This is a genomic window from Roseovarius tolerans (genome assembly GCF_028885395.1).
GTDB lineage: Bacteria > Pseudomonadota > Alphaproteobacteria > Rhodobacterales > Rhodobacteraceae > Roseovarius > Roseovarius tolerans.
The window spans coordinates 1,143,063-1,158,904 of the sequence record NZ_CP118494.1; the positions used below are offsets into that span (position 1 = coordinate 1,143,063).

Below are 15,842 nucleotides of genomic sequence, written 5' to 3' on the forward strand. Positions count from 1 at the left end.
AGCCTGTGAATTATGTGCTCAGAGCGCCTCGATCGCCAATGCGATGCCCTGACCGCCGCCGATGCACATGGTGATCAGCGCGCGCTTGCCCCCGGTCCGCTCCAACTCGTAAAGCGCCTTGACGGTGAGGATGGCGCCGGTTGCGCCCACCGGGTGGCCGAGCGCGATGGCACCGCCATTGGGATTGACGCGGCCCGGGTCGAGGCCAAGCCCCTTGTTGACGGCCAGGGCCTGCGCGGCAAAGGCTTCGTTCGATTCCACGACGTCGAAATCGGCCACGCTGAGCCCGGTTTTCTCCAGCAGGCTCTCCACTGCCGGGATGGGGCCGATGCCCATCACCTCGGGGCGCACCCCGGCATGGGCGTAGCCCAGAACACGGGCGCGCGGCTTGAGGCCTGCGGCCTCTGCCGCCTCGGCCCGGGCGAGCACGAGGGCGGCGGCCCCGTCATTGATGCCGCTGGCATTGCCGGCGGTGACGGTGCCGTCTTTCTGGAACACCGTGCGCAGGCTGGCGAGGGCCTCGGCGGTGGTGGGTTTGGGGTGCTCGTCGGTGTCGAATGCCACCATGTCGCGTTTCACGCGCACCTCGATGGGCACGATCTGCGATGTGAACCGGCCCTCGCCAATCGCCTCTGCGGCGCGGCGCTGGCTTTCGAGCGCAAAGGCATCCTGATCAGTGCGGCTGATGTCATGCTCGGCCGCGACATTCTCGGCGGTGACGCCCATATGGCCGGTGCCGAACGGGCAGTTGAGCGCGCCCAGCATCATGTCGAGCGTCTTCACGTCGCCCATCTTGGCGCCCCAGCGTTGGTCGGGGATGATGAAGGGTGAGCGGCTCATGTTCTCGGCCCCGCCTGCAAGGCCGAACTCGGCGTCGCCCAGCATCAGGGATTGAATGACCGACACGATGGCCTGCGCGCCCGAGCCGCAGAGGCGGTTGACGTTCATCGCGGGGGCGGTGTCGGGGATGCCTGCGTCGATGGCGGCGACGCGGCTGACATACATGTCGCGCGGTTCGGTGTTGATGACATGGCCGAAGACCACATGGCCGATTTGCCCGCCCTCGACACCCGAGCGTGCGAGCGCCTCGCGGGCGACGGTGGCCCCGAGGGTGGTGGGCGGTGTGCCCGCAAGGGCCCCGCCGAATGTGCCAATGGCCGTTCGGCAGCCATCCAGAATAACGATATCGGTCATGGGTCATCCTCCACCCGGGGTTTGCGTTGGGCAGAGCCTAGCGGCGGTGTAGGGCAAAAGGCAACGCGGACGTGGTGTCAGGGCGGAGTTTTGTGAAACTCAGCGGGTGGTCGTGCGGTTTATTCTTCATCCGGTGGGCGTGAGCGGTTGCCGTCCGGTGTCGGTGAGCAGGTGGCAGCTGGGGCCGTCGAACACGGCGGGCCAGAGTTGGCGGCCTTGGCCCGCGCCACCGTCGAGGTCGATGCGGTTGCCGAAATGCTGCGGCCGGTCGAGCGCGGTGTGGCCATGCACGACGAGCCAGGGGTGCGGCGCGTCGTGATCGAGAAAGCCGTCGCGGATCCACATCAGGTCGGTCGGGCTCTGGTCCGCGAGGGGCAAGCCGGGGCGGATGCCCGCGTGGACGAAGAGCAAGCCGCCCGTTTCCTTGTAGAGGGGCAGCCGGGCCAGCCAGTCGCGATGCGCCTGCGGCACGGCGGCGCGGGCGGCGTCCCATGCGGGGGCGTCCTCGGACGCGCTGACGCCGTAGGAGGCCAGCGTCGTCGCGCCGCCAAGCCGGGGGTTGAGCCAGGTGAGGCCGGAGCGGACCTGGGGCGAGCGGATTTGGCCGGTGTCGATGAAATCGAGAAAAAGCTGATCGTGATTGCCCTTGAGCACGGTCCAGGGGCGACCGTCGGCCTGACCCTGCATCAGCCGGTCGATCACGGCGCGGCTATCGGGGCCGCGATCCACGAGATCGCCGAGAAAGACGATGCGGGCCTGCGCCCCGCCGTCTTGCGTGACGAGATCGAGGGCGGCGTCGAGCAGCGCGTCCTGACCGTGGATATCGGGGATGGCGTAGATCGGGTCTGTCATGCGGGGATGTAGACCCTGCCTAAGGGGTGTTGTCCAGAGGGGCGGGCGATTGTCCTTGAGCAGATATTTGATTGAAGTACCCGGCGCGAAACGCGGCCGAAGGCCGCCGCGCATCGCCGGGCCGCCCCCCGGCACGGCGATTTGGCTGCCACCTGTTCTGCGATCAGTTCTTTTTCGGGCTTGGCGGGGATAAAGCCCTACAAAACTGGCGTTGGATCGCCGCACCGCGGCCCGGCGATGCGCGGCTCACGGCAACGGCAGAAACAGGCCCATCACAGCCCCATGAATCGCGCCGCCACGGCGCCGTTCATGTAGCTGATCCGCCCGCCTGCCATCGTGGCCATGATCCGGCGGCTTGCCGGGTCGATCACCGTGAGGTCGGCGCGCAGTCCGGGGCGCAATTCGCCGCGATCCTCGAGGCCCAGAATGCGCGCCGGGCCGAGCGAGATCAGCCGCCACGCCGCTGCCAGATCGCAGACCCCGCCATCGGCCAGCAGGAACGCCGCGCGCTTCAGCGACGGGTAATGGTAATCCGAGGCGAGCGCGTCGATCAGGCCCATGGCGGCCATCTCCAGCGCGCTTGCATTGCCCTTGTGCGAGCCGCCGCGCACCAGGTTGGGGGCACCCATGATGATGCTGTCGCCGCCTGCGCGGGCGGCCTCGGCGGCCGCCAGCGTTTCGGGGAATTCCGCGATGTGGATGCCGCGCGCGCGGTTCCTCGCGCGTGCCGCTGCGGTCGCCTCGTCATGGCTGCCGAGGCGCACCCCCGCCGCGATGAGCCGCGCGCTGAGCGCGTCGAGCGCGGGTTCCACCTCGGGCATGCGGGCGTGCAGGTCTTGCATGAAGGCGAGGTGCTTTTCGGGGTTGCGCCCGATGCGCAGGGCCTGCCCGGTCAGGCGGGGCGGGCGCTTGCCCTTGCTCAGCTCCTCATGCGGGAGGTGATCGTTGAACACCACGTAGGGGATCGCGTGGCGGGCGATCATCTCCTCGACGGCGGCGTAATCGTTGAGCATCGGGATCTCGAACCGCAGTTGCACCAGCAGGTCTGTGTCCACCTGCGGGCGGATGGTGGCGAGCCCGGCAAAGACCTTCTCGGCAAACTCCGGCCCGCGCATGCCGCCTTCCCAGCTGTAGAATTGCGCCAGCGTGGCGGTGGTGATGCCGTTGGCGGCCAGTTCCGCCTCGGTGGCAATGAGGCCCTGATCCACGTCCTTCATCGCGCCGCGCCGGGGCGCGAGGTGCCGCTCGAACCCGTCGCCGTGGATATCGACGATACCGGGCAGGATCATGTAGCCCGAGAGGTCCACGCCGCGCCCCGTGGGCGCGTCGGTGACACGGCCATCGGCGATCGTGAGATCACGCACCTCGGGCCCCTCGGGCCAGAGCACCTGCGCGCCCTGCAGGGTGAGGGCCGCGCTCATCCGCCGCGCCGCCCGAAGAGCACGTCGCCGAGCGTGAGATCGTGATCGAACCGGCCACGTTCAAGAAATTCCTCGACCTGCGCGATCACCAGCGGATTGTTCATCAGGAAGGTATGCGTCACCGGCAGGGTGAGGTGATCGGCCATGCCGTCGACCATGGTCGAGGCGACCGAGACCTTGCCATCGTCTGGCCCCTCGATCAGCGACGAGTAATAGGGGTTGAGCGAGCGGGTGCCCGCGATCACGCCCAGTTCGAAATCCACCGGCGGCAGGTTTTCGGGCACGCCGCCCGGCCCGGTCTGAAGCTGAATCCCGGCCGGGCCGTTGAGCCATCTGAAAAGCTCCAGCCCGCCCAGCTCGTCCACCAGTTCACTGCCGTGATTGGGCGGGGCGAGCATGACGACGCGACCCATGGTGTCGGGCCGGTTTTCGGCCAGCCAGACGCGCAGCAGGATGCCGCCCATGGAATGGGTGACGAAATGGATGCGGGTCTCGCCGCAGACCCGCACCGCGAAGGGCAGGGTTTCCTCGGCCAGTTCGGCGATATCCTCTTCGGTCGAGGGGTAATCGGGGCTGAAGACGTCATAGCCCTGCGCCTCGAGCACCTCCTGCATCACGAGGAACGAGGCATCGCTGCGGGCAAGCCCATGCAGCAGCACGACGCAATCGGCCCGCGCGAGGGCGGGGGCGAGGGTGAGGACCGTGATGAGGGCGAGACGGATCATGCGGGTGACATATGCGCAAACGGAAGGGCTGTGAATAGGGAGGTTTTTCAGGCGGGTGCGGACGGGCGCGGCACGTTGCAGGACGCCCGCGTCCTGCCCGCCCTTATCCTGCCGAAACCGCCCGACCTGCGTGCCGAAGTCTAACGGCTTCGCAAAACCGTGCACGGTCAGGCCCCGGCTGAGAGATTTGCGCGAGGTGTCGCGGTCCTGCGTTGCCACCACTGTCAATCGCGCCGTCCTCCATCGGGTCTCGATCCGCCAACCAAGCGCGGGTAAGCGGCTTGCAAGCCGCTTCTGCGCCCTATTCCGGGCGTTTCAGGCTGAAGGTCTCGCGGATCACCGAGTAATCCTGATAGCCCAGCCGGGTCAGCGGGGTGAAGCGGGTGACGTCGAAGAGGCCATCCACCATGCAATCGTCGCGCATATGCACGCCGGTGACCTCGCCGAAGACCACGAAATTCGCCTCGCCGGGCAGTTGCACGATCTGTGTGAGCTTGCATTCGAGATTGGCGGGGCTCGCGGCCACGCGGGCGCAGTCGATGGTGTCGCAAGGCGCTTTCTCCAGCCCCGCATCGGTGAACTCGTCGACCTCGCGACCCCACGGCCCCGACGTTTGATTCATCGCGTCGCGCAGCGCCTCGCTGACGATATTGACGCAGAACACTCCGGTGTCGCGGATATTGGCGACGCTGTCCTTGGTGCCGTCGCGGTCGGGCTTGGCGGAGGTCGAGGCGAACATCACCTGCGGCGGCACATAGGCCACCGCGTTGAAGAACGAGTAGGGCGCGAGGTTGTCATGGCCTTGTGCATCGCGGGTCGAGATCCAGCCGATCGGGCGGGGGGTGACGATCGCGTTGAAGGGATTATGCGGCAGGCCGTGGCCCTCCTCGGGTTTGTAGAACATCGCGCTCTCCTCTCGGGGTGATCCGGTTTGTGCCAGCCGTAACGCCGTGCTACGCGCTTTGCCAGTCGATATTCGCGAAGGTGTGGCGCGCCATGTTGGATGTGCGGCCCGAGGGGCCAGAGGATCATTGGGAGGTCGAGGCGCTCTATGACCTGTGTTTCGCGCCGGGGCGCGAGGCGTTGTCGTCCTACCGGCTGCGGGACGGGGTGCCGCCCGTCGCCGACCTGTGCCTCGTGGCGTGCGAGGACGGGATCGTGGCGGGCGCGATCCGGTATTGGCCGGTGCGGGTGGGCGCGGCGCGCGCGCTGCTCTTGGGCCCCGTTGCGGTGCATCCCACCCATCAGGGCGAGGGGCTGGGTGCGTGGCTCATTCGTGACAGCGTGGAGCGTGCGCGGGCGGCGGGCTGGCTGCGCGTGATGCTGGTGGGGGATGCGCCCTATTACGGGCGGTTCGGCTTTGCCCGGCTGGCGGGTGTCCTGATGCCGCCGCCCACCAACCCCGAGCGCGTGCTGGGGCTGGCCTTGCAGCCCGGCGCGTGGGAGGGTGTGCGCGGAGAGGTGACGCGCGCGGCTTGATTTTTCCGCAGGCGATGCGCAGCTTGATCGGGGTAAAGAGCTGACAGGGCGGGGCGATGGAACTTCTGGGCCGACCGATTGACGAGACCACGACACAGGCGCGGCTTGATGCGCTCGTGCAGCGCAATGCGCGGGCCGGAAATTCGGTGATGGATGTGCTGAACCTCATTGGCGGGCAGGCCGAGGGGTTGCTTGATCGGCTGCCCGCCGCCACGCGGATGCGGCTCAATTCCGCCACTGAGGAGGCGCTGCGCCATGCCGCCGAGGCCGCGCATCGCTCGCGCGATGTGATGGGTGAGGGGCCAGCCTGGCGCATCCGGGCGCTGACCACCGTGATGGGAGCCGCGGGCGGCTTTGGCGGGTTGCCCACCGCGCTGGCGGAACTGCCCGCGACCACGACCATCCTGTTGCGCGCCATTCAGGACGTCGCGAGCGAGCACGGCTTTGATCCGTCAGAGCCTGCCGTGCGCTTCGACTCCATCGAGGTGTTCGGCGCCGCCGGGCCGCTGTCGGAGGATGACGGCGCCAATCTGGGGTTCATCGGCACGCGGGTGACGCTGACCGGCTCGGCGATGCGCGCGCTCATTGCCCGTGTGGCCCCGCGTCTGGCAGCGGTGCTGGGGCAGAAGCTGGCGGCGCAGACCGTGCCGGTGCTGGGTGCGGCGGCCGGGGCGGCCACGAATTACGCCTATACGCAATATTATCAGGATATGGCGCATGTGCATTTCGGCCTGCGCCGTCTGGCGATCGACGCCGACCGCGACCCGCAGGAGATGATCACGGCGTTCCGCGAAAGGGCGGCGCGCGCGTAGCCTGCCTGTGGTGCGGCCTTTGGCGGCGGATCGGATCGGCAATACACCGCAGGCACACGTCAGATTGCTTTCGATTCGGAAACAATCGGGGTATCATCAAGAACAAATAGCCACGCAATAAGGGGCAGGTGATGCGAGCAGTGATGTTGGGGCTTTCAGCTCTTTTGACCGGGATCGGCCCGTCATGGGCGGCGGGTGCGGTAGAGGAGTCGCTGCGCCCGCAATTGCGGCCCGGGTCGGGGCTGATCACGGCGGCGGCGGTTGTGGTGAACGATGCGCCGGTGCGCGTGTTGCGCCCGCAACAGCGCCCCGATGGGCTGCGCGCCATCCCTATCACCTCCAACCCCGGCTTTGACCGCTGGATCGCCGGGTTTCGGGGCCGGGCGGCGGCGCAAGGGATCAGCAGGCGGGTCTTTGACAGCGCCTTTCGCGGCGTGCGCTACGATCCCGAGGTCGTGGCCAAGGATCGCAACCAATCCGAATTCAAGCGCGAAATCTGGGATTATCTCGACAGTGCCGCGTCGCCCGTGCGGGTCGAGAACGGGCAGCGCGCATTGCGTCAGCAGCGCCGCGCGTTGGAGCGGATCGAGGCGCATTACGGTGTCGAGAAAGAGATCGTGACGGCGGTCTGGGGGATGGAGAGCACCTATGGCGAGCGGTTGGGTGATCTGCCGCTGATCGGCTCGATGGCAACCTTAGCCTATGACGGGCGGCGCGGGGCGTTCTTTGAGAAACAACTGATCGCGGCGCTGAAGATCCTGCAATCGGGCGATGTGACGCCCGACAAGATGAAAGGCTCCTGGGCCGGGGCGATGGGGCACACGCAGTTCATGCCCACGTCATACGAGGCCTATGCGGTGGATTTCACCGGCGACGGCAAGCGCGACGTGTGGTCGGATGATCCGACTGACGCGCTGGCCTCGACCGCCGCCTATCTCAAGCGGTTCGGCTGGCGCAAGGGCATGCCTTGGGGCGTCGAGGTGCGGGTGCCGCGCGGCGCGTCCTACGGCGGCACGAGCCGGATGCCATCGGACTGGGCGGCGCGGGGTGTCGTGGGCATTGACGGGCGACCGGTGCGCGATTTCGGCTCGGCGCGTATCCTGCAACCGGCGGGGCCTGCGGGCGCGTCCTTCATGGTGTTTGCCAATTTCGACGTGATCAAGCGTTACAACAACGCCGATGCCTATGCCTTGGGCGTCGGGCACCTGTCGGACCGGATCGCGGGCGGGCCGCCGATCCAGGCAAGCTGGCCGCGCGGCTATGATCCGCTGAGTTTCGACGAGCGCAAGGAGATGCAGCGCCGCCTCAGACGCAAGGGCTTTGCCGTGGAGAAGATCGACGGCATCGTCGGGCCCAATACCGTGGCCGCGATCCGGGCCTTTCAACGGTCGGTGGGGGCGGCGCAGGACGGGCTGCCGTCGCAGCAGTTGCTGGCGCTGCTCAAGCGGTCGTGACACCAAAGAGCGGGGCGGTTTTCGCCCCTCTCGCGCTGATAGCGCAAACGTCTGCCGGGGGTTTGGGCAGGGTCCGGGGTGCGGGAATCGCAAATTCGTAAGAAAATGTGATGTTTTTTGCCGGGTAAAAAGCGCGCATTCGGTCGCACTTGGGGTAAGCCTTTGAAAGCAAGCGGTATTCTATAGTATACAATTGATTTCAAGCGGCTTGCCCGACACGGAAGGCTCTGCTACACCCCAGCCGAATTTCGATGTTTCGCAAGTTTCATCGTATGCCAACGCCCCCGGATGTGACCCGCCGTCACAGCTGCTCAACCGGGGCCAGATTATCGGAAGGGTGGACGTGTCCGAACCAGCTTCGATTTCTTCCGGCATTGCCGCGCGCTATGCCACTGCGATCTTCGAGCTTGCGAAAGAGGCCAAATCGCTGGCCAAGCTTGAAGCAAACCTCAATGACCTGTCCGCAGCACTTGGCGAAAGCGCTGAGCTGCGCGATGTCATCGCCTCTCCGGTGCTGAGCCGTGACGAGCAGGGCAGGGCGATTGCCGCGATTGCAGACAAGATGGGGCTGGTCCCCGAACTGCGCAATGGTATGGCGCTGATGGCCGCCAAGCGGCGCCTGTTCGTGCTGCCGCAACTGATTGCCCAGCTTGACGAGATGATCGCCGAGGACAAGGGCGAGGTGAAGGCCGAAGTGACCAGCGCCAAGGCGTTGACCAAGGCACAGTCCGACAAGCTGGCGAAAACCCTCAAGGCCCAGATCGGCCGCGATGTGAAACTGAATGCGACCGTTGATGAAAGCCTCATCGGCGGTCTTGTTGTCAAAGTGGGCTCGAAGATGATCGACACCTCGATCCGCTCGCGGCTCGATTCCCTCCAGAATGCAATGAAAGAGGTCGGATAAATGGGTATCCAAGCAGCAGAGATTTCTGCGATCCTGAAGGACCAGATCAAGAATTTCGGCCAGGAGGCCGAAGTTGCCGAGATCGGTCGGGTTCTGTCCGTGGGCGACGGTATCGCGCGGGTTCATGGTCTGGACAATGTCCAGGCGGGTGAACTTGTCGAGTTTCCGGGCTCGATCATGGGCATGGCGCTCAACCTCGAGGCCGACAATGTTGGTGTCGTGATCTTCGGGTCCGACCGTGACATCAAGGAAGGCGACACCGTCAAGCGCACCAAGTCCATCGTGGACGTGCCGATCGGTGACGAACTCTTGGGCCGCGTCGTGGACGGTCTTGGCAACCCGCTCGACGGCAAGGGCCCGATCAAGACGAAAACCCGCGGTCTGGCCGACGTAAAGGCCCCCGGCATCATCCCGCGTAAATCGGTGCACGAGCCGATGGCGACCGGCCTCAAGTCGGTGGACGCGATGATCCCGATCGGCCGTGGCCAGCGCGAGCTGATCATTGGCGACCGTCAGACCGGCAAAACCGCCGTGGCGCTCGACGCGATCCTCAACCAGAAGATCTATAACGAGGCCGCAGGCGACGACGAGAGCAAGAAGCTCTATTGCGTCTACGTGGCTGTGGGGCAGAAACGCTCGACCGTGGCGCAGCTTGTGAAAAAGCTCGAAGAGAGCGGCGCCATCGAATATTCCATCGTCGTGGCCGCCACCGCATCCGACCCCGCGCCGATGCAGTTCCTCGCGCCCTATTCGGCGACCGCGATGGCCGAGCATTTCCGCGACAATGGCCGTCACGCGCTGATCGTCTATGATGACCTCTCGAAGCAGGCCGTGGCCTACCGCCAGATGTCGCTGCTTCTGCGTCGTCCGCCCGGCCGCGAAGCCTATCCGGGTGACGTGTTCTACCTCCACTCCCGCCTGCTGGAGCGGTCCGCCAAACTCAACGAGGACAATGGCTCGGGCTCGCTGACGGCGCTGCCGATCATCGAAACCCAGGGCGGTGACGTCTCGGCGTTCATTCCGACCAACGTGATCTCGATCACCGACGGTCAGATCTTCCTTGAAACCGAACTGTTCTATCAGGGCATCCGCCCCGCCGTGAACACCGGTCTGTCGGTGTCTCGTGTGGGCTCCTCGGCGCAGACCAACGCGATGAAATCGGTTGCCGGTCCGGTGAAGCTTGAGCTTGCGCAGTATCGCGAAATGGCGGCCTTCGCACAGTTCGGCTCTGACCTCGACGCGGCGACGCAGCAGTTGCTGAACCGTGGCGCACGTCTGACCGAGTTGATGAAGCAGGCGCAGTATTCGCCGCTGACCAACGCCGAGATCGTCTGCGTGATCTATGCGGGTACCAAGGGCTATCTGGACAAGATCAAGGTTGGCGATGTGGGCCGCTATGAGCAGGGTCTGCTCAAGCATCTGCGCGGCAAGCATCAGGATCTGCTGGATCACATCACCAAGGAAGATCCCAAGATCAAGGGTGAGGCCGAAGACAAGATCAAGGCCGCGCTGGACGAATTCGCCGCTGACTTCGCGTAAGGGGGAGATAAGGCAATGCCGAATCTCAAGGACCTGAAAAACCGGATCTCGTCGGTCAAATCGACCCGCAAGATCACGAAGGCCATGCAGATGGTCGCCGCGGCGAAGCTTCGCCGCGCTCAGGAGGCCGCGGAAATGTCGCGGCCTTACACCGAACGCTTCAACGCGGTGATGAAGAAACTTGCGGCCTCGGTGGGTGACGCCGAGAACGCGCCGCGGCTTCTGGCCGGGACGGGCGAAGACAAGGTGCATCTTCTGGTGGTGATGACCGCCGAGCGTGGCCTTTGCGGTGGCTTCAACGCCAATATCGCCAAGCTGGCCAAGGCCGAGGCGGCGGACCTGCTGGGCAAGGGCAAGACCGTGAAGATCATCACCGTCGGCAAGAAGGGCCGGGACGCGATGAAGCGCGACTATGGCCAGTATTTCGTGGATCACGTCGATCTCACGGAGGTCAAGCGCGTGGGCTATGCCGATGCGCAGGCGGTGGCGGCCAATGTGCTCAACCGGTTCGACGCCGGTGAGTTCGATGTGGCCAAGATCTTCTACTCGCAGTTCGAGAACGTGGTGACGCAAATCCCGACCAAGCAGCAGATCATCCCTGCTGACGTGGGCGATCTGGACGAGGCCGATACCGAGACCTTCTACGAGTATGAGCCCGACGAGACGGCGATCCTCGCCGATCTTCTGCCGCGTGGCGTGGCGACGCAGATCTTCAGTGCGCTGTTGGAAAACGGAGCCTCGGAACAGGGGGCGCGGATGTCCGCGATGGACAACGCCACCCGCAACGCGGGCGATATGATCGACAAGCTGACCATCGAATACAACCGTTCGCGTCAGGCCGTGATCACCAACGAGCTGATTGAAATCATTTCCGGCGCGGAAGCGCTGTAAGAAAAACCGGAGACGAAACATGGCAAATGCAAAAGGCAAGGTGACACAGGTCATTGGCGCCGTTGTGGACGTTCACTTTGACGGCGATCTGCCAGCCATTCTGAACGCGCTGGAAACCGACAATAACGGCAAGAAGCTGGTGCTCGAAGTGGCGCAGCATCTGGGTGAGAACACCGTGCGCACCATCGCGATGGACGCGACCGAAGGTCTCGTTCGCGGTCAGGCCGTCAAGGACAGTGGCTCGCCGATCTCGATCCCGGTGGGCAACGCCACGCTGGGCCGTATCCTCAACGTCATCGGCGAGCCGGTGGACGAGGGTGCGCCGATCAAGGCGAGCGAATATCGTTCGATCCACCAGCCCGCGCCGGAATTCGCGGAGCAGTCGACCGCCTCCGAGATCCTCGAGACTGGCATCAAGGTGGTGGACCTGCTGGCCCCTTATGCCAAGGGCGGCAAGATCGGCCTCTTCGGCGGTGCCGGTGTCGGCAAGACCGTTCTGATCATGGAGCTGATCAACAACATCGCCAAGGTGCACTCGGGCTACTCGGTCTTCGCCGGTGTCGGCGAGCGGACCCGTGAGGGCAACGACCTCTATCACGAGATGATCGAATCGAACGTGATCAAGCCCGACAATCTGGAAGAGAGCCAGGTTGCGCTGGTCTACGGCCAGATGAACGAGCCTCCGGGCGCGCGTGCGCGTGTCGCCCTGACCGGCCTGACGCTGGCCGAGCAGTTCCGCGATCAGTCGGGTTCGGACGTTCTCTTCTTCGTCGACAACATCTTCCGCTTCACGCAGGCGGGTTCCGAGGTGTCGGCGCTGTTGGGTCGTATTCCGTCTGCTGTGGGCTATCAGCCGACGCTGGCCACCGACATGGGCGCGATGCAGGAACGCATCACCTCCACCAAGCAGGGCTCGATCACCTCGATTCAGGCCGTCTACGTGCCTGCGGACGACCTGACCGACCCGGCACCTGCCACGACCTTCGCCCACCTCGACGCCACGACCGTTCTCAGCCGTGCGATTTCCGAGCTTGGCATCTACCCCGCCGTGGACCCGCTCGACTCGAACTCGCGCCTGATGGACCCGCAGATCGTGGGCGAAGAGCATTACGCCGTGGCGCGGGATGTTCAGGGTATTCTGCAGCGCTACAAGTCGCTTCAGGACATCATCGCCATTCTCGGGATGGACGAACTCTCCGAAGAGGACAAGCTGACCGTGGCCCGTGCCCGGAAAATCCAGCGCTTCCTGTCGCAGCCCTTCGACGTGGCCAAGGTGTTCACCGGCTCCGACGGCATTCAGGTGCCTCTGGAAGAGACGATCAAGTCGTTCAAGGCCGTGGTCGCCGGTGAATACGATCACCTGCCCGAAGGGGCGTTCTACATGGTCGGCGGGATCGATGATGTGATCGCCAAGGCCGAGAAGATGGCGGCAGACGCGGCGTAAGTGTGGGGTGGGGGGCGTCCCCCGCCGTTCACTGCAAGAGGAGGCCAATATGGCTGAGACAGTGCAATTCGATCTCGTGAGCCCCGAGCGTCTTCTGACCTCGGTGGCGGCGCGTGAGGTGCAGATCCCCGGGGCCGAAGGTGACATGACGGCGATGCCCAATCATTCGCCGCTCATCACCACGCTGCGCCCCGGTATCGTCCGGGTGTCGGGGCCCAAGGGCGACACCGAATATGTCGTCACCGGCGGCTTTGCCGAGATCAACGGCGAGAGCATCTCGATCCTCGCGGAACGTGCCGTGGCCCGTGATGACATGACGCAGGAGGCCTACAAGGCGATGGTCGCCGAGGCGACCGACCGTCTGGCCAACGCGCAGGAAACCTATGTCAACGAGCCCGGCCCGGTGGACGAGGCGGCCAAGCTCCTGTCGGACATGGTGGCGATCGGCGATCATATCGGGCTCTCGGCGAACTGAGCCACAGGTCCGCAATCGCTAGGTGAAAGGGCCGCATCGCGCCGGCCCCTTGCAGTAAATGAGGCACGTGAGAACCCGCAGTGGGCTCGAAGCGCAATGACCGCTTCGAGCCCTTGCTACCTCCCAGTCAGCCTGTGGTGTATGAAGGAGACCTGAAACTGACGCGGTGTTCTAACTCTGACGGCAAACCATGAGGCAATCTGTCGGCCTCGGCGATCAAAAGACTCCGACCCATGTACACCATTTCACTATTGCGGTCCTTCCCATATGTTCTTAACCACAAGCAGCAGATAGCTTTTTCGACGCTTTCTCACCTTTTAGATCACGTCCTTTCGCAAGACTACTTTCAGAGAAAGTTCATGCAGGAGCATTCCGGGAAGGGCGATGAAGAACTGTCAATCACTGAACGCAACGAGATGTTGGCATCCCTATGGGCAACTGTCTCAACTCTGTACTTCATCGAAAAGGTTTGTAGATGCGAACCAGACATGTTGGGCTTTGCTTACGAAAAATCTAACCTGCCAAATTTCGTACCGTCCGTTTCAAATCTGCGTAACGCGAAAGACCATATCGCGCAGCGGATCGAAAACTTCGCTAACAGTCAATACCTTTCACCAATAAATGGACTTGTGAGGTGGACCTTCAATCCTCGAGTCGAAGGCGAAGAAGTCGTGATCAGCCTCCAAATCTTTACGGTTGATCCAATGCTGAAGTCGTTCAAAATTCCAACAGCCGACGGTATTGATGTGAACACTAAGCCATTTGACCACCTTGCGCTCTTTGCTTTTGGCGACTGCCTACAGGTTTCTCGAGCACATGAAGCGCTTCAAGGTTTTTTGCAGCTTTTGACTGAACAATTGGCCTTTGCGCTCAAAAAAGCAGAAGCAGATTCTGCAACAAAGAAAACTGAACTGAGCGAGGCAGAACAACGCCCTTTCTGCGTAGTGGGGGAAGGTCGTTTTTCGATTTAGCTCATTTACAATCACGCCACTCGGAATCCAAATGTGGCCTGAAGGCCAACGGCAGCAAAGTCCCGCATAGCTGTCATCGGGGCGCTTTGCGGCTAAGGTCCGGTGAGATCCCAGACTGTCGATTGCGTTGGAAATGAACCTCGGCTTGGATTGGCCGGGAGCTGCCGTTGACGTGAGCCGCGCATCGACGGGCCGCGGTACGGCGATCCAACGTCTGTTCTGCAGGCCTTTATCTCTGCCACGTCAGGAAAACATCCACGCGATGCGCAGGTTACAGCCAAATCGCCGTGCCGGGGGGCGGCCCGGCGATGCGCGGCGGCCTTCGGCCTTGTTCCGCGCAGGTGCCTCAATCTAACGGCAGCTCCACGCCAATGGCCGACCTTGATCCCGACTTTCACCAAGAGCAGCTTCGTCTCGCACAGCCGACAGTCATCGCATCCACCTCCCGAAGAAATCTTCGGAAGCTGGATCTTTGTCATCGTGTTGCCCTGAACGGCTCTCAGCTCCGCGCTGCATCATTTATTGCAAAGGGCTGGCGCATCGCGGCCCTTTTTTCTTTTTCGGTTCTCAATTCTGCCAGAAATCCGTAATAATTCAGGCAGGATAGCAAAGGCGCGGACATGCAGGTATTCATCAATCAGGCCATCGGCGTGGATCAGGGGGACGACGTGCTGTTCTCGGATTACGAGGATGGCGGCACGATGTGGACCGGTTCCGGCGCGCGTGAGCGGCGCAAGAAGATTACGTTCGCGACCGAGTTCAAGGACGAGCCGGTCGTGCATGTCTCGATGTCGCTCTGGGACATGGACAGCGCCACCAATGCCCGTGCCGACGTGACCGCCGAAAAGATCACGCGCACGGGATTCGACGTGGTGTTCCGGACATGGTCGGACACGCGCGTAGCGCGGGTGCGGGTGCGCTGGCTGGCGATTGGCGCGGCCTTTCACGAGGATGACTGGCAGGACGTCTATTGAGAGGCTGTCAGCCCGGTCCCGTTTTCGCTTTACTTCGCATCGCTCTGTGGCAGTGAGGGGTGGATGAGACACGCCTTGCCACATATCCGCGCCGGTCAGGTGGTGGGCCTTCTGGGCGGGTCGTTCGATCCGCCGCATGCCGGCCATCTCCATATCAGCCGCGAGGCGCTGCGCCGCTTCGGGCTGGATCGGCTGTGGTGGCTGGTGAGCCCGGGCAACCCGCTCAAGCCGCACGGGCCCGCACCCTTGGCCGAGCGTATGGCGGCGGCGCGCGCGATGGTGGATCATCCGCGCATGGCCGTCACCGATGTCGAGGCCCATGCCGGGACGCGCTATACCGCGCAGACGCTGATCGCGCTGCGCCATGCCGCGCCGGGGGTGCGGTTCGTGTGGCTGATGGGGGCCGATAATCTGGCGCAGTTTCATCGCTGGCAGGATTGGCAGAGCATCATCGAGAGCGTGCCGGTGGGCGTGCTGGCCCGCCCCGGAGAGCGTATTTCGGCGCGCATGTCGCCCGCTGCGCGGATCTATCGCCATGCCTTTCTGCCCGCCCGGGCAAGCCGTCTTCTGGGGCGGGCGACGGCCCCGGCCTGGTGTTTCGTCAACGTGCCGATGATGGATATTTCCTCGACCGCGCTGCGTGCGCAGGGGGGCTCTGAGGCGGGTCGTAAAACGTGATACGGCGCGCGCCGAATCGCGATTGCACC

16 protein-coding genes are annotated in these 15,842 nt (G+C 64.0%); 11 read left to right on the plus strand and 5 right to left on the minus strand.

The window, feature by feature from the left end; genetic code table 11:
- Nucleotides 1-18: 18 nt before the first annotated feature.
- The 5 genes from PVU19_RS05610 to PVU19_RS05630 all read right to left on the minus strand — a co-directional run bounded on the left by PVU19_RS05610 (nucleotide 19) and on the right by PVU19_RS05630 (nucleotide 5,096).
- The gene (locus tag PVU19_RS05610; protein WP_050661018.1) at nucleotides 19-1,194 is read right to left on the minus strand and encodes an acetyl-CoA C-acyltransferase family protein; all 1,176 of its coding nucleotides are present in this window, start codon (nucleotides 1,192-1,194) and stop codon (nucleotides 19-21) included.
- Between the two features lie 126 nt (nucleotides 1,195-1,320).
- Nucleotides 1,321-2,046 carry a metallophosphoesterase gene (locus tag PVU19_RS05615; protein WP_050661019.1) on the minus strand — a complete coding sequence of 242 codons (726 nt, stop codon included), beginning with the start codon at nucleotides 2,044-2,046 and terminating at the stop codon, nucleotides 1,321-1,323.
- Between the two features lie 272 nt (nucleotides 2,047-2,318).
- Nucleotides 2,319-3,467, minus strand: a complete 1,149-nt coding sequence (locus PVU19_RS05620; RefSeq protein ID WP_050661020.1) for an alpha-D-ribose 1-methylphosphonate 5-triphosphate diphosphatase — start codon at nucleotides 3,465-3,467, stop codon at nucleotides 2,319-2,321.
- Nucleotides 3,464-4,192 carry an alpha/beta hydrolase gene (locus PVU19_RS05625; protein WP_050661152.1) on the minus strand — a complete coding sequence of 243 codons (729 nt, stop codon included), beginning with the start codon at nucleotides 4,190-4,192 and terminating at the stop codon, nucleotides 3,464-3,466. The genes PVU19_RS05620 and PVU19_RS05625 overlap by 4 nt, the downstream gene beginning before the upstream one ends.
- Nucleotides 4,193-4,493: 301 nt before the next feature.
- Complete coding sequence (locus tag PVU19_RS05630) at nucleotides 4,494-5,096, minus strand: flavin reductase family protein (protein ID WP_050661021.1); 603 nt, start codon at nucleotides 5,094-5,096, stop codon at nucleotides 4,494-4,496.
- A 92-nt stretch (nucleotides 5,097-5,188) separates the two neighbouring features.
- Here PVU19_RS05630 and PVU19_RS05635 point away from each other — a divergent pair, with 92 nt between their 5' ends.
- The 11 genes from PVU19_RS05635 to PVU19_RS05685 all read left to right on the plus strand — a co-directional run bounded on the left by PVU19_RS05635 (nucleotide 5,189) and on the right by PVU19_RS05685 (nucleotide 15,813).
- Nucleotides 5,189-5,671 (plus strand): GNAT family N-acetyltransferase, encoded by a 483-nt coding sequence (locus PVU19_RS05635; protein ID WP_050661022.1) that lies wholly within the window; start codon nucleotides 5,189-5,191, stop codon nucleotides 5,669-5,671.
- 56 nt (nucleotides 5,672-5,727) lie between these two features.
- Nucleotides 5,728-6,483, plus strand: a complete 756-nt coding sequence (locus PVU19_RS05640; protein ID WP_050661023.1) for an EcsC family protein — start codon at nucleotides 5,728-5,730, stop codon at nucleotides 6,481-6,483.
- Between the two features lie 131 nt (nucleotides 6,484-6,614).
- Nucleotides 6,615-7,937, plus strand: coding sequence for a lytic murein transglycosylase (locus tag PVU19_RS05645; RefSeq protein WP_050661024.1), 1,323 nt, complete (start codon nucleotides 6,615-6,617; stop codon nucleotides 7,935-7,937).
- A gap of 337 nt (nucleotides 7,938-8,274) precedes the next feature.
- Complete coding sequence (locus PVU19_RS05650; RefSeq protein WP_050661025.1) at nucleotides 8,275-8,841, plus strand: F0F1 ATP synthase subunit delta; 567 nt, start codon at nucleotides 8,275-8,277, stop codon at nucleotides 8,839-8,841.
- Nucleotides 8,842-10,380: a F0F1 ATP synthase subunit alpha gene (atpA, locus tag PVU19_RS05655; RefSeq protein WP_050661026.1), complete on the plus strand. Its 1,539-nt coding sequence runs from the start codon at nucleotides 8,842-8,844 to the stop codon at nucleotides 10,378-10,380.
- A gap of 15 nt (nucleotides 10,381-10,395) precedes the next feature.
- Nucleotides 10,396-11,271 (plus strand): F0F1 ATP synthase subunit gamma, encoded by an 876-nt coding sequence (locus PVU19_RS05660; RefSeq protein WP_050661027.1) that lies wholly within the window; start codon nucleotides 10,396-10,398, stop codon nucleotides 11,269-11,271.
- Nucleotides 11,272-11,290: 19 nt separating this feature from the next.
- Nucleotides 11,291-12,715 carry a F0F1 ATP synthase subunit beta gene (atpD, locus tag PVU19_RS05665; protein WP_050661028.1) on the plus strand — a complete coding sequence of 475 codons (1,425 nt, stop codon included), beginning with the start codon at nucleotides 11,291-11,293 and terminating at the stop codon, nucleotides 12,713-12,715.
- A gap of 49 nt (nucleotides 12,716-12,764) precedes the next feature.
- Entirely contained in the window at nucleotides 12,765-13,190 is a 426-nt protein-coding gene (locus PVU19_RS05670) for a F0F1 ATP synthase subunit epsilon (protein ID WP_050661029.1), read from the plus strand.
- A 359-nt stretch (nucleotides 13,191-13,549) separates the two neighbouring features.
- Entirely contained in the window at nucleotides 13,550-14,161 is a 612-nt protein-coding gene (locus PVU19_RS05675) for a hypothetical protein (RefSeq protein WP_152911559.1), read from the plus strand.
- Between the two features lie 620 nt (nucleotides 14,162-14,781).
- Nucleotides 14,782-15,135: an H-type lectin domain-containing protein gene (locus tag PVU19_RS05680; RefSeq protein WP_050661031.1), complete on the plus strand. Its 354-nt coding sequence runs from the start codon at nucleotides 14,782-14,784 to the stop codon at nucleotides 15,133-15,135.
- Between the two features lie 63 nt (nucleotides 15,136-15,198).
- Nucleotides 15,199-15,813 (plus strand): nicotinate-nucleotide adenylyltransferase, encoded by a 615-nt coding sequence (locus PVU19_RS05685; RefSeq protein ID WP_050661032.1) that lies wholly within the window; start codon nucleotides 15,199-15,201, stop codon nucleotides 15,811-15,813.
- Nucleotides 15,814-15,842 lie beyond the last annotated feature (29 nt).